Source organism: Ekhidna sp., assembly GCF_965247405.1.
Classification (GTDB): domain Bacteria; phylum Bacteroidota; class Bacteroidia; order Cytophagales; family Cyclobacteriaceae; genus Ekhidna.
On sequence record NZ_OZ252014.1, the window covers coordinates 460,771 to 475,392 of the forward strand.

Annotated in this window: 11 protein-coding genes; all 11 read right to left on the reverse strand. The window is 41.3% G+C overall.

Annotated features, from left to right (window positions below; genetic code table 11):
- Positions 1-7: 7 nt before the first annotated feature.
- Positions 8-1,063, reverse strand: a complete 1,056-nt coding sequence (locus ACP14Y_RS01955; protein WP_424961292.1) for a polysaccharide lyase family 7 protein — start codon at positions 1,061-1,063, stop codon at positions 8-10.
- Positions 1,056-2,174: a polysaccharide lyase family 7 protein gene (locus ACP14Y_RS01960; protein ID WP_424961293.1), complete on the reverse strand. Its 1,119-nt coding sequence runs from the start codon at positions 2,172-2,174 to the stop codon at positions 1,056-1,058. The genes ACP14Y_RS01955 and ACP14Y_RS01960 overlap by 8 nt, the downstream gene beginning before the upstream one ends.
- On the reverse strand, positions 2,175-2,942 hold the full coding sequence (locus tag ACP14Y_RS01965) for a sulfite exporter TauE/SafE family protein (protein WP_424961294.1): 768 nt from the start codon (positions 2,940-2,942) through the stop codon (positions 2,175-2,177).
- Entirely contained in the window at positions 2,943-3,695 is a 753-nt protein-coding gene (locus ACP14Y_RS01970) for an SDR family NAD(P)-dependent oxidoreductase (RefSeq protein WP_424961295.1), read from the reverse strand. It abuts the gene before it with no gap.
- Between the two features lie 25 nt (positions 3,696-3,720).
- Positions 3,721-4,488 carry an SDR family NAD(P)-dependent oxidoreductase gene (locus ACP14Y_RS01975; protein WP_424961296.1) on the reverse strand — a complete coding sequence of 256 codons (768 nt, stop codon included), beginning with the start codon at positions 4,486-4,488 and terminating at the stop codon, positions 3,721-3,723.
- Between the two features lie 26 nt (positions 4,489-4,514).
- Complete coding sequence (locus ACP14Y_RS01980) at positions 4,515-5,777, reverse strand: MFS transporter (RefSeq protein ID WP_424961297.1); 1,263 nt, start codon at positions 5,775-5,777, stop codon at positions 4,515-4,517.
- Between the two features lie 15 nt (positions 5,778-5,792).
- Positions 5,793-6,167, reverse strand: a complete 375-nt coding sequence (locus tag ACP14Y_RS01985; protein ID WP_424961298.1) for a cupin domain-containing protein — start codon at positions 6,165-6,167, stop codon at positions 5,793-5,795.
- A gap of 192 nt (positions 6,168-6,359) precedes the next feature.
- The gene (locus ACP14Y_RS01990) at positions 6,360-8,753 is read right to left on the reverse strand and encodes a PKD domain-containing protein (RefSeq protein ID WP_424961299.1); all 2,394 of its coding nucleotides are present in this window, start codon (positions 8,751-8,753) and stop codon (positions 6,360-6,362) included.
- Positions 8,754-8,796: 43 nt separating this feature from the next.
- The gene (locus ACP14Y_RS01995; protein WP_424961300.1) at positions 8,797-9,789 is read right to left on the reverse strand and encodes a hypothetical protein; all 993 of its coding nucleotides are present in this window, start codon (positions 9,787-9,789) and stop codon (positions 8,797-8,799) included.
- Between the two features lie 18 nt (positions 9,790-9,807).
- Positions 9,808-11,262 carry a RagB/SusD family nutrient uptake outer membrane protein gene (locus ACP14Y_RS02000; protein ID WP_424961301.1) on the reverse strand — a complete coding sequence of 485 codons (1,455 nt, stop codon included), beginning with the start codon at positions 11,260-11,262 and terminating at the stop codon, positions 9,808-9,810.
- 18 nt (positions 11,263-11,280) lie between these two features.
- Positions 11,281-14,409 carry a SusC/RagA family TonB-linked outer membrane protein gene (locus ACP14Y_RS02005; protein ID WP_424961302.1) on the reverse strand — a complete coding sequence of 1,043 codons (3,129 nt, stop codon included), beginning with the start codon at positions 14,407-14,409 and terminating at the stop codon, positions 11,281-11,283.
- Positions 14,410-14,622 lie beyond the last annotated feature (213 nt).

The following is a 14,622-nucleotide window of genomic DNA, read 5'->3' on the forward strand; positions in this document are numbered from 1 at the left end:
TTTGTTTCTACTGATTAGGTGATGTTCCTGGTCCAACGGATGATTCACGGAACCAAACTTCGGTAAAGCTTCCATTGGCATATTGAGCCTCTACATCTCCACTGTAGGTGTTTGATCCGGTACTCCAAACCAGGTTTGTTTCAGGATCTCTCCCATTTGTTTGATTGTATGCACCTTGTTTGAAAAACTGTGTTTCACCTTCATATGCATTTGCTCTTTCTACGCCATCTTGCCCAATAGGAACAAATAGATTCATTGTTTGCTCAGGTATATCCTCTTTGCTTTGAAAATCTGATACTAATAGGTTTTTGATAAATGTTTTTGTTTCATGCCCTTCGCTTATGAAAGTTAGATACATCATCCCATCATAGACATTTATCTCATAGCTAAACTCCTCTCCCAGTTCGATCCCGTCTTCCGGCTCAGTTGGATAAGAAACTGAATCTGAACCAACCACTGACATATCATATCCCCATATGGCTGTTGAAAAATCCCATCTTCCGGAATTATCATCGCCCTCGGTATTGATTTCATAATTCCAGAAAACAGAACCTTTGGTATGACCCGGAAACTTCTTAAAAAAGATTTTCAATGGCTCGTTTTCATGCCCATCAGCACTGTGGATCTGTCCTACTACTACTGAATAAGATGCAGCTACTCTTGCATCGCCAGAGGTTGAAACATGCATAACTTTTAGTGTTCCAGTAAGCTTTCCACCCTCTTTTGGTGTCCATCTATACTTTTGCCCTAGTTCCGACCTGGTATTGTGAGAATTCGGAGAGGTAATCCCACCATTCGGTGCTTTATATACAATCCAATCCTGGCCATCATTCACATCATAGAAGTAGTCTTCATGCTCAAAGTTTTGCAGACTATCAACAGATTCTCCATTTCCCAAGAGAATCTTCCAGTTATCCAGGTTGGATATTACATCACTTGGAAATTTCTGATTTGTATTCTCAGATTCCCCGGTTTGTTTGTTTGAATTGCAGCTTACACAGAAAGCAAGCAGCATTAAAAAAGGTAGTCTTAGTAGTTTATCCATCATCTTCATCTCAATCATTTTTTATGAAATATCCTTCATTCGATACCGCATCTTCTCCAACCTGAATGGTGGCTTCTTTGAACCAAACCTCGGCGTAGTTTCCAGTCTCATACTGTCTTTGAATGTCTCCATCATACGTTTCCGCCCCGGAACACCAGATTGGGTTGACTTCCGGTGATTTTCCGTTGGTCTGGTTATATGATCCGAGCTTAAAGAATAGACCTTCCTCGGCATAGGCATTTGCCCGCTCCAGTCCACCCTGACCAGCCGGGACAAACAGATTTTGAGTTTGTAGTGGAATATCATCCGGTGTTGTGTATTCCGATTGGATCAAATTTTTAGTGAAGGTTTTGGTTTCATGTCCCTCGCTCTCAAATTTTAGATACATAACTCCTTCCTTCACTTCTATTTCATAGCTAAACACTTCTTCTAACTCTATCCCATCTTCTGGTTCCTTCGGATAAGCGTTTTCTCCATCTCCTACTACAGAAAAGTCATGACCCCAAACTGCTTGTGAGTAATCCCATCTTCCAGAATTGTCATCACCGTCGGTATTGATTTCATAATGCCAGAAAACAGAGCCCTTGGTATGACCGGGGAATTTCTTGTAGAAGATTTTAAGCGGTTCATTCTCATGCCCATCGGCGCTATGAATCTGTCCCACTACTACTGCATGAGTAGCTGCAACTCGTGCATCTCCTGTTGCAGAAACGTTCATGACTTTGAGTGTTGCTGTCAATTTCGCGTTGGACATTGGATACCATTTCTTCAATTGGGCCAATTCTGTTCTGGTGTTGTTAGAAGTTCCATGTGTATCTCCGGCGTTCGGTGCTTTAAAAACCACCCAATCACCAGCTTCATCACTTGCAGTAAAAAAGAAATCCTTATGCTCATAGTCGATGGCTAGGCCAGCATTCGAGCCGTCTCCTAAAATCAGGTTCCAATGGTCGAAAAATGAAATTACCCCACTCGGATATTCCGTTTTTGCTATTTCCGCATTACCGTTATTTTTTGATGAACTTGAACAGCTATTCAATAGAGAGATTGCTGCAAGCATTAGTATCATCAAGGATAGGTTGATTCTATACATTTTTATTTTCTTTTCAATTTTCTTAATCTTCCAATTCATTTAGTGATAAAACCAGAGTTTTATTGAAAGTCCAACGATTGTCACAAAAAGCAATCGCTTGATCCATTTATCTTCCTTTTTTATGGAGAAATAGCTTCCCAGATATCCCCCAACAGAAGTCCCAATGGCGAGCGTCAATCCATACCCCCAGTGAATCACATCACCGATGGCAAAAACCAATACTACAGACAGGGTATAAATAAATGCCACCATGACTTTAATACTGTTGATACTGGCCATGGATTGATGTCCCAATAATTCCAGAACCAGAATGATTATGAATCCAACACCCGCATGAATGAAACCTCCATAAATGCCAATCAGGAAAAAACTCAGCAATGCCAACCAATTGGTACTTCCTGAACCTGATTGTACCGTTTTAATTGCAAGTCCTGATTTACCTCTCAGGATTGTAATTCCCACCATAATCATGACTATCGATAGCAGTTTAGCAAATAATTCGCCCTTAATATCTACCGCCAAAAGTGCTCCCAAAACTGCTCCTGGCACTGCTGCCAGGCCTAGGTAAAAGCTATACTTCCCGTTTACCAGACCTGATTTTCTGAATTTCCGAATAGCAAAAACATTTTGCCATAGAATAGCCACTCGGTTCGTAGCATTGGCAACATTCGGAGGTAATCCCATGAATATCATCATCGGTAAAGTCAACAAGGAACCACCTCCTGCCGCTACATTCAGAAAACCAGCCAATATTCCTACCGCGACCAAAATGATCCCTGAAAAAATATCCAGGGAGTATTGATCCATTTAAGAAAAGGCCAGGCCTCCATTTACATCCACATTATTTCCAGTCATGAAGCTGGACTCATCACTTGCCAGGTAGGCTACCAAATCTGCTACTTCCTCTGCCTTTCCTTCACGTCTCAATGGTGTACTATCAGCAACTTTTTTTCTCACTTCATCTTTGGTGAAATCATCATGAAATTTTGTTGCGATCATACCCGGACAAACGGCATTTATTCTGATCCCCTGTGGACCAAATTCTTTGGCCCAGTTGCGAGTCAAAGTCATGACCGCTCCTTTTGACGAAGCATACATCGCAGAACCGGGTCCACCTCCATCCCGTCCGGCCTGAGATGCTATATTGACGATGGATCCCCCCTCACCCATGAGGGCCTTGAATGCCTTAGTCACGAATACTGTTCCTTTCATGTTTACATCCATCACGAGGTTATAGAATTCCTCATCGATTTCTTCGACGGTTTTTCTGGCAAAAAGGCCTCCTGCATTATTAACCAGGATATCCACCTGATCACCAAATGCTTCTTCGGTTTGAGCAACCATGTTGTCTATGTCCGCCTGCTTCGTCACATCGGCTTGCACTGCGATGGCTTCTCCACCTGCAGCTTTAATAGCAGCGAGTGTGTCTTCACTATCCTTCTTGCTGCCGTGGTAGTTGACTACCACTTTCGCTCCTTCTTTGGCCAGCTTTATGCAGATGGCCTGCCCTATGTCACGTGCGCCTCCCGTAACTACCGCTACTTTTCCTTTTAATTTCATTTGGTTAGGGTTTGATACTTAACAATTAAATTCCCAATGCTTGACCCCCTCCGATCTGTACGGTTTCAGCGGTGATAAATGAAGCATCTTTACCAGCTAAGAAAGATACGACACTGGCTACTTCTTCCGGCTGACCTAGTCTTCCAAGCAGGATATTGTTCTTCCAGGATGCAAATACTTCCGGTTTTGTCTGCTTGATCTGAGCATGGAATGGTGTATCTATGGTACCGGGAGATACAGCATTCACTCTGATTCCATATTCCGCTAAGTCTTTAGCTAAGGCTCTTGTGATTGCATGAACGCCAGCCTTGGATGTGCCGTAAATTCCGGCCCCTGGACCTCCTGCATTCCATCCTGCATTTGAGGTGTAATTGATGATTGTTGCATCTTCTCCATTTTTCAGGTATGGTATGGCTGCTCGTGAAGTAAAGAATACCGAATCAAGGTTGAGCGCCATCACATTTCTGTAAAACTCAGTGGTCATCTCCTCAAATCGTGATCTTCCTCCCAAACCACCGGCATTATTTACAAGCACATCAATTCTTCCATACTTGTCGCCAATTGCCTTAATGTTTGAATTTACTTCGTCTTCGTTCGTTACGTCAAAGCCATAATACTCAGCAGATATTCCTTCATTGACAAGCTCCTCAACTCTTTGAGCGCCCACTTCATCCTCAATGCCATTTAGAATAACCGTGTACCCATCCTGCCCCAGTCTTTTGGCTACTTCGAACCCAATGCCTCCTGTTGCTCCTGTTACTATTGCTACTTTATTTTCTGATTTTTTCTCCATTTTCTGTTTGGTTTTAATATTTATATCTAATCAATTGGCTTAATCTCTTTTGCAAAAAAGTTGATGGACAAGTATCCCAAAGGCACAAACACCGCGATCATGATGAAAATCGGTGTGTAGGAATAGTTGTCGGTAATCACAGGAACGAGGAAGTTCATAATGATCACAGAGAAAATACCTACTGTACCACCGAGCCCCGCCAGCGAGCCCACAGATTTCCCACTAAACAAGTCACTTGGAATGGTTTGAATATTGGAAATCACAAACTGAAATCCGTAAAGCACTACTGCTACGATTGCCACAAATTTTTCCGGTGTATTCCCATATAGGATTGTAGCTGCCATGCCAACAAACATGATTACACAACCCACCAATATGGTCTTCTTTCTTGCATTATCTACAGAAGCACCTTTAGTCATGAGGCGCCCGGAAAAGTATCCACCCGATAAGCTCCCCAATGCTGCTCCTACGTACGGAACCCAGGCAAAAAATCCTATTTCTTTTACATTAAAGCCGTATACATCGGCGAGATAAATTGGCATCCAGCCAACAAACAACCACCAAATAGGCTCAACGAAAAACCTGGAGGCTAATACTGCCCATGATTCACGATGAGATAATATCTGTACCATACTCAAACCCGGCTTCTTCTCATCTTCTTCCTTTTGCTCCATACCGGATAGGATGTAGGCTCTTTCCTCTTCAGTAATCCAGTTGTGTTTTGCCGGTAGCTTTTTGTTAAAAATCAACCAGGGTATTACCCACAATAAGCCTAAAATTCCTAGCAGTAGAAACGTCATCTTCCAACCAATAGCTACCCATACAATAGCAATAAGCGGAGGTGCTACTATAGATCCCATAGCTGCTCCGGAATTGAAGATTCCCTGCGCAAACGCTCGTTCATTTACCGGAAACCATTCTGCGTTACTTTTAACAGCACCCGGCCAGTTACCAGCTTCACCCAATCCAAGAAGAACTCTGAAAAAACTAAAGGAAAGTACACCTCGTGCAAGCGCGTGAAGTGCTGTTGCCAGTCCCCATACTGTAATTGATACTACAAAACCAGCCTTTGTCCCGATCTTATCGAACATTTTACCTGAGACTGACTGACCAACAGCATAAGCAACCAGAAACACATTCAGGATGAGTGCATAATCATTTTTAGTCATGTCCAAATCCTTCGATATGTCCGGCCACATAATCGCGAGTGCGGAACGATCGATATAATTGATGATTGTAGCCAGACAAACCAGTCCGATTATCCACCATCTAAGTCCTTTAATTTTCATAAGGTTAGGTTTTTTTTAGTCTTTATCTCCGAAATAAGAAGGTCCCGTGCCGCTCAAAAAGTCCTCTCTAACTGGACTGAATGTGTCAATCAACATACCCTCTTCTATGCATACTGCACTATGCAGGAGATTTGGCTCGATGTATACACCGTCTCCCCCTTTTACAATTTGCTTTACACCATCTATTTCAAACTCAAATTTTCCTGAAACACAATAGGTGGCCTGGGTATGAAAATGACTATGTGGGGATCCCAACGCACCTTGTTCAAACTTTACCAAAACCATCATAATTTGATTGTCATAGCCAAGCATCTTTCTGGAAACGCCCCCTCCAAGTTCTTCCCATTCCATATTGTCCGTAAGTATGTACTTTTCGCTATTTCTTTCCATTTCGTATATATTATTTCAGTTTTATAAATTCATAAATTCGTCCGTTCAATGATGTTCCGTCACTTTCACACTCACTGGTTAAAAAATAAGTGTTAGAAAAAAGTTACCTGAGAAATATCTCAGGCAACTTTTGTAATGAAGAGAATATTTTAATCACTTTAATATTCTTAACTATTCGTGTTTTACTTCTTTCTAAAATCCTGGTGTTTGAATAACCACATCAGTAATCCATACCTGATTACTACCTGATACTGTATTAGTAGGAACGAAGTAGAAAATGACGAATTTTTGATTTGTTGATGTCAAGATACCTCCATCCGCTACAGATTCGTCTACCCTACTTTGAGGAAAACTAAAACTAGAGCTTGCAATGAAGTCAAAAGAAACCTGTTGCCATGTATCAACTGAAGTGGCTGTGACAGGAACACTGGCAAGAGCAAATGATGCCAAATCGGTTTCATCAGCAGGTTCACTGTGTAGAATATAGAATGTTCCCTCTACATCAGATACCGGAGTAGCTTCTGATTTTATGTATGCAGAAATGGAATACTCAACCCCAAACTCAACTTCAAATGGCTGATAAGCTCTTTCACCTGGACTGTCAAACTTAAGCGACCTTCCTGATGTACCACCTGCTGACTGTGCATTGGTGCTTGATGAACTCCCTTTATCCGTTAATGAACCTGTAATATTTGCATCGTCTGAAACCCAATCTTCCAATGCATCATTTCTCCACCAATCAAACGGAGTGGTAGTGGCATCATTGAACGTGTTATCAGGATCAATCGTCCAGGCATCAACCAAATCATTGTTGTTATTCTCAGCTGTAGGGTAGGTCTCAAAATCAGCATTTTGGATTACCGCTGCGAAAGTTGCCCCACCATCTGCAACGACAATATTCTCAGTTGTTACACTATTTCCTCCAGCATTGAAGGCTGTGAGCTGTACGGTATATGATCCGTCACTTGTAAATGTATGAGTCGGAGATTTTTCCGTAGATGTGTTTCCATCGCCGAAATCCCATTCAAACGAAGCTCCATTAAATGAAGTATTCGTAAAAACAAAGTTTTGATAACCTCCCTCCGGCTCAGCAGTAAACCCTGCGGTAGCAGCTGTTGCGCTCGCTGCTTCAACAACCTTCACATTATCAATCCATGCATCATCAGGACTTACGGAATAAAACATCACTGCTACTTCACCGCTCTCATTAGAAGTAAATGGTATCTGAACAAATGTACCGTAATCATTAGGAGTATCTGAAAATTTCCCTTCAGCATAATATCCAAGATGACTTCCTAAATTGCTGGTAGCTTCATTCACCGCATCAGCTCCATCAATGTAGTGACCATCCAGTATTAGCCCAACCAAGTGTCTACCTCCAATAATTTCATCATTATCATCATCAATAGCGTACTGATATTCGAGAACGTAATCAGTGCTTGGAGTTAATGTAAGTGCTTGATAAGCATACCTGGAATCGGCACTGGCCAGTTGTCCGGCTGACTGACTGGAGGTCCATTTGGCACCCCTGGTCTTGTCGCCTGTATCATTCCCATCTAAATCAAAATCAGAACCATCACCACTTGAGCCAAATGGATTTGTATCACCATCTGTGAAGGTAGTAAACCTCCATTGACTGGTGGCATAAGTTCCTTCAATCTCAAAATCACCATTCAAAATAGAAGAACCTGTTTCCTTATGTAAGAAAATGTTATCAACGTAGATTGAAGCATGATCATTTGCTGCACCACCTGTTCCCAATTCAAAAATGATTTCATCTATCGCTTCAACTGCACCTGAAAAACCAGTTGCTAAATCTAAATCAAAGCTGACCCATTCTCCATCAGTCAAGGCTAAACCATCAACTTCGTAGGTTGCTGATCCGCCCTCATTTACTAAAGTCACTTTTAATAAATCAACACCTTCAGCAAAATCAGAATAGACATCAAAGTGAATATCTGTGGCGGCAATACCCTCTCCAAATGCTGCTGAAGGAGTAATTGTTTCGACAGAAAGTGTCCCAGGGATACTTCCCAGACGAGACAATCTGATGAGGTTATTGTCATCTACTGTCACTATTGTTCCTCCTGAAGCTGCTTCTCCCCACCTATACTCCAGAAAACCTCCATCTAATTCTAAACCATCACTAAAAATTGCAAAGGTATTAGATACACTCCCTGTGGGTGAATCAGGCACAGTCGTAATTGATTCCTCTGGTACATGAACTACCGTTACATCCTCAATAAGAGTTACATCAGACAACCCTTCAGATTTTGCAGTAACGGAAATAGTATATGTAACCTCCTCCTCGTCATTCGGGTAGTCATAGGTCGCCGAACCTCCTTGCTCCTCGATGGCTATGACGTCTGAGTCACTGGTTGGATCTCCAAAATCTACTTCATAGGACGTTGCTCCAATGGATAATGGAGTTACTGTGATAAGTGTACCGTCCCCGCTTGCTGTCGCTTCAAAGCTTGACAGCACAATTTCCGAAAGACCTGTAGGATTAGAGCTATCATCATCACCGCATGACAGCACAAGGGCCATCATCAGCAAAACGCTAATTCCTTTTTTTATATAATTCATAATATTCAAATCTTAATTGTTCGTAATTTTATTGAGCTGCCAATTAATTAGCTGGATAAATTTTCACATTATCCACATAGACATCTACTGGTGTAATAGCAGAAAGCATAATAGAAACCAGGCCACTTTCTGGAGCTGTAAATTCCCCAGTGACAACTGTAAAGTTTCCTTTACCCTTTTGCTCAGAGACTTCTATGTGCAGGAGGCTTGTTCCTCCTCCTCGATCGGTTTGCTGATATGCTTCCCAGCCGTCTGTATAATGACCACTGACTATATCTGCTATAACTATTCTTCCCTCCGGCGGATCAGTTGCAATGTCATCTTTAATTGCATACTCAAATTCAAGGATGTATTCGACAGAGCGTTCCTCTGAAGAAGGAGATACAACTACTGGTTGATATGCCACCCTGCTATTTGAAGATGCCAAACTTCCGATTGATCTCGATGCGTTCCATTTCGCTCCTCTCGTTTTAGACCCATTGTCTGTTCCATCATAGAGAGTATTAGAACCATCTGAGCTTGATTCAAATCCGTTATTATCCCATCCATTTGAAAATGAAATTTTCCAATTATCACTTCCATCTTCAAAATCTCCATTAAGAACGGTAACCGGGAGCGGCACAAATTCATCAACAATTTCAATTTCAACTGTTGCGGTATCGGTTGCTTCATTCGCATCAAGTGCAATCAAGCTTACAGAATAGGTACCTTCACCAGCCTCAAATTTTGCATATGGATTTTCAGCTGTAGAAGTGGTTTCTACACCACAAACAATTGTTCCATCCTCATCTTCCACGCATATCACTCCATCTGGACCAACGTTCCATATATAATTGGTTGCCTCAGAGGAAGTATTCGTAAAGCTGACTATCCTAAAGTCCTCTGCAGTTGGAATAAATTCAAAGCTTGCAGAAGGAGGAGTAGCGTCAGGGATAGAGCCTGCTTCGGGTAACTCAGGTCTAAACTCACAGCTTGCAAACGCCACTGCAAATACCACTAAGGTTAGCCGAAATGTATTTATAATATTTTCTTTCATAATAAACTTATTTAAGTATTAATAGCCAAGATTCTGAGTAAGGCGACCTCCGCTTAGGTTAATCTCTCTCTGAGGAATTGGTAAGAATCTGGCATTATTTACATCCCATACATACCCCATCTCATCCGCGTGTGCAGAGAGTACATTTTCAAATTCACCAAATCTCTTAAGATCAAAGTAGCGTTGATTTTCAAAAGCAAGCTCCACCCTTCTTTCAGTCATCAAATCCTCTTTGGTAACCGAGGTGACAGTAGCAGTCAAACCTGCTCTGTCTCTAACTGCCTGAAAAGATGCCAAAGCAGCAGGATCAACAGTTGCCGGTGCTCCGGCCATCGTTGCTTCAACATGCAAAAGCAAAACGTCTGCATAGCGTAGTGCGATATAATCATTACCCGCATTTCTCCCGACACCATAATCGATGTTGCCGGGCTCTATGACTGTTCCTTCAGGCAAAAACTTTGCAACTTCATTTTCAGTATTATCAAGTTCGCCATTGAGATCTGTGATAGATATAGCTGTTCTATTGCCCCCTATAGCAACAAAATCATTGTATAAATTTTCATTCACGATGTTTTGTCCATCATCTCTCCCGGCTCTCACAAAAGAGGTAAACTCAGCAGAAAACCCTTGACTCTCGTCAGCATTGCTTGCCTGATATTGGATTGCAAAAATGATTTCATTATTCAATTCACTGTAAAACACATCGTTATAATTACTCACTAAAGAGTAATCACCTCCATTGATAATATCTTCACATAGCGTCTCAGCTGCTGAATAGTTTGGAGATGCTTGCGATAAGTACACTTTAGCTAAAATGCCCTGAGCGGCTGCCTTAGAAGCTCTGGATTTAAATGAATTATCCAGAACATCTACGGCCTCCTGTAAATCTTCAATGATTTGTGCGTACACATCATCTGCAGGGATCCTTGTAAATAGAGCCTCTTCATTCGTAGGATCGATTGGCTCAAGTACTAAAGGAACATCACCATATAAGCGAACCAGTTTAAAATATGCATAGGCTCGTAAGAATTTCGCTTCAGCTGTATAACTAGCCTGATTGCTTTCATCCGCAACATCAACATAAGTAAGGATATTGTTGGCTCTGAAAATAACCTGGTACATCGATTGATAGTAATCTTCGGATTCCACGTTGACTGCCTCCACTACGTATCTGTGAAAATCAGACTTGGAGCCCTCCAACGTAGCATTTCTCGTATTATCTGTGCGATGCTCGGTTAAAAGGTGCTCAAACTGAACGCCTCTATTGGCATTACCAATGTTGGTTTCTGTACTCTCATTCGTTCCCTGAAGAGCATCATAGATACCATAAATACCAGCCAAAATGTCATCATCTGATTCAAAAAAGGCTTCTACCGATACTGCCGTATCTGGCAGTGGGTTTAAGAAATCATCTCCACATGAGGTGACAGTCGCCACTGCAATAGCAAATACTAAATATTTTAACTTTTTCATGATTAAATTCTTTTTTGATTAAAAGTCAACGTTTAGACCTAATGTGAATGTCCTAAACAGCGGCGTACCAGCTCTTTGTGAGCCGTATGCTCTTGGATTGTTGCCGTCAACATGTTCCGGATTGAAACCGTGATAATCTGATGCTGTTTTGTAGATTAGATTCTGTCCAGAAGCATAAACCCTAAGTCCCTGCACTCCTATTTTTGTAGTTAGAGTAGCAGGCATATTGTATCCAATGATTACATTTCTTAAGGACACATAATCTGCACTAGCTATTACCTCGCTGGTAAGTACTTTTTCTTGAATGAAAGATTCATGAGGAACTAGTCCATCCGCTACTGCTTGTTCAGCACCTCCTGATCTGGTACTGTTTCCAAACCAATTGTAGAAATATTGATCACCTATGTTATTTACCTGGGCTCCAAAACTTCCCTGGACCATGAAGGATAAATCAAAATTCTTATACGAAAATTCATTGGTAATGCTGGCCAATAAATCCGGATATGGATCGCCAAGAATGGTCTTATCATCTTCAGTTATTCTACCATCACCATTCAAATCTCGAACAATAACATCCTCGGCCTGACCATTGATCCGATTCCAAGGCTTATCTACATAAGCTACTCTAAATTCAGCATCGTTGTACTTGTCAGTATCCACTACATAGCCATAAAATGACGAAATAGGATTCCCAATTTTATTAATCCATTGTGAATTTCTACCGTATGTATCTTGTATCAGTGCTCCATCTGAATCACCAAAAGCTAATAGCTCGTTTTGGTTAGTCGAACTGATCAATGTGGTGCTCCACTTGAAGCCATTTTTATTCATATTAATGGTTCTCACCTCTAGTTCCCAACCTTGGTTTCTAACCTCGCCGAGGTTAACAATCCCTGAGGTAAAGCCTGAGACATAAGAAACCGGATTTTCCAAAAGCAAGCTTTCACTGGTTCTTGAATAGAAGTCCAGAGACCCTGTGATTCGATTATCCATCAATCCAAAATCTATTCCCGGATTGAACTCTCTTGATGCTTCCCATTGCAAAACTGAATTTGCAATGTTCAGAGGTGAAACTCCGTTTACGACCTGGCCTTCAATAACAGCGTTGGTATTATCCAATAATGCCAGGTATGGCCATCTATTCACCACATCATTACCTACACTAAACCGTTCTGATCCTGTTTCTCCGTAGCTTATTCTTAGCTTTAGATTGCTAACAAGAGCATTTCCAGCCAGAAACGGCTCATCTGATATATTCCACCCTACTGATACTGCAGGGAAATTCCCATATTTAGAATTCGGACCAAAAACGGAGCTACCATCTCTTCTGAATGAGGCATTAAATAGATACTTTTCGTTATACACATAGTTTATTCTTGCGAAATAACCAATCTTGTTATACTCAGAATTGATTTCTCCTGGTTCAGTAATCAGGGTTGCACCTTCCAGATTTTTAAGTAAATCGTTTGTGTACCCAACCCCAGTAACCTCACTAATATTATTTGTTCTTCGTTGAATCGTAATACCTCCCAGGACGTTGAATTTATGATCTCCAATATCTTTGCTGTAATTCAACGTATTATCCGATATCACACGTGTTCGGAACCGGTTTTGTAAATAATACTGAGACCTGCTTGCACCAGCCGCATGGTAGTTGGTACCATCCCATCTCTCTCGTTTTCTATGTTCTATTGTTGTTGCCAGTGAAGTCTTTGCTTCAAGTCCTTCTATTATATTTACACTGAGGTAAGTAGAGCCATAAAGATTAGTTTCATACTCCCAATGCTCTCTTTCAACATATTGCTGGTAAGGGTTTGAGTCACCAGAAGTTCGAGGGCGAGTATCACTACCATCACCATCAAAATCTAATTCTATCAAATGGTTTTCCCAGAAGTAATCCCCAACACCAACATCCGGATAAGATCCTCTATCGATTAGTTGAAGTGTTTCTTCTGTGTGATAGATTGGGAGCCAAGGCGACAGACGTAATGGGTTGTGTATTGAAGTTGGTAGCCGTCTTTGAGCTGAGTAAGAAGGATTAATATTGATACCAAACTTTACTCTGTCATTTACCTTTGAATCTACCTTAATCCTACCGCTGTAAAACTTATAATCATCCGTGATGACCACTCCCTCGTCATGAAGGTATCTTAATGAGCCACTAAATGTTGTCCTTTCATTGCCACCTCTTGCAGAAAGTGAGTGACTTTGAATATAACCACCATTAAAAAAAACATCTTGCCAGTCTCTATCGACACCAGTCAGTGCTACGATTTGTTGCATGTATAGAGATTCTTCACTAAGCTCTCCTGTTTGTGCCTGTTCAAATGCAAGCCAATCTGATACGCTCTTCCGGTAATCATCACTTCCATGTGCCTCTTTTCTTCCAATATAAGTTTGATAGCTAAACTTTGTTCTTCCAGCGCTACCACTCTTTGTTGTAATCAAAATGACACCATTTGAGCCTTCACTACCATAAATTGCTGCTGAGGCAGCATCTTTTAACACTTCAAAAGATGCTATGTCATTCATATCCAGATTCGAGAGAAAATCGGCATTTACCACGATACCATCAACAACTACAGCTGGTCCCGAGTCGGCAGTTACAGATCCCACACCTCTAATTGTGATAGTAGGTGCGCCACCAGCTTCTGCATTAGTTGCCTGGATATTCACACCAGATACCTGTCCAATAAGCGCATCATCCACCCTGGATAAAGGCAACTGGTCAAGCTTCTTATTCTCTACTTTTGAAATAGCTCCGGTTAAATGTGACTTCTTTTGAGTACCATATCCAATCACAACTACTTCCTCGAGTTCTTCTAGATCTTCTGAAAGAGTAATATCAACTGTGCTTCGATCACCCACTGTAATTTCCTGAGGTACAAACCCAACAAATGTGAAAACTAAAACAGCGTTCTCTCCTACCGATACTGTATAGGATCCGTCTACATTTGTAATGGTACCATTAGCAGTTCCTTTTTCAAGAACCGTCACACCCGGTATTCCTTCTCCTCTTTCATCGACAACTGTTCCAGACACGGTATTTTGTGCCACGGATAGCGCCGAAGTGCATAGAACTAAAACCAAAATGAGAGCAACTCTCACCCTTGATTGAAGTTCAACAGGTTGTAAAATACGTTTCATTATTAAGGTTTTTAATTAATTATTTGATAGTTATTAATTGATGATGAGCGAAGCGTGGGCCTTATGAGAGTCGCAGCAATCTTGCTAAAAGCGGGTGCTTTTCGTATTTTTGCAACAAACAAGGGAGCCTGAGATAAATACCGATCGTCCAAATTGATATTTTATTTTTCGCTCCACTCAAATTGTAAGGATCAGCCCTGGGCTGGTCCTTTT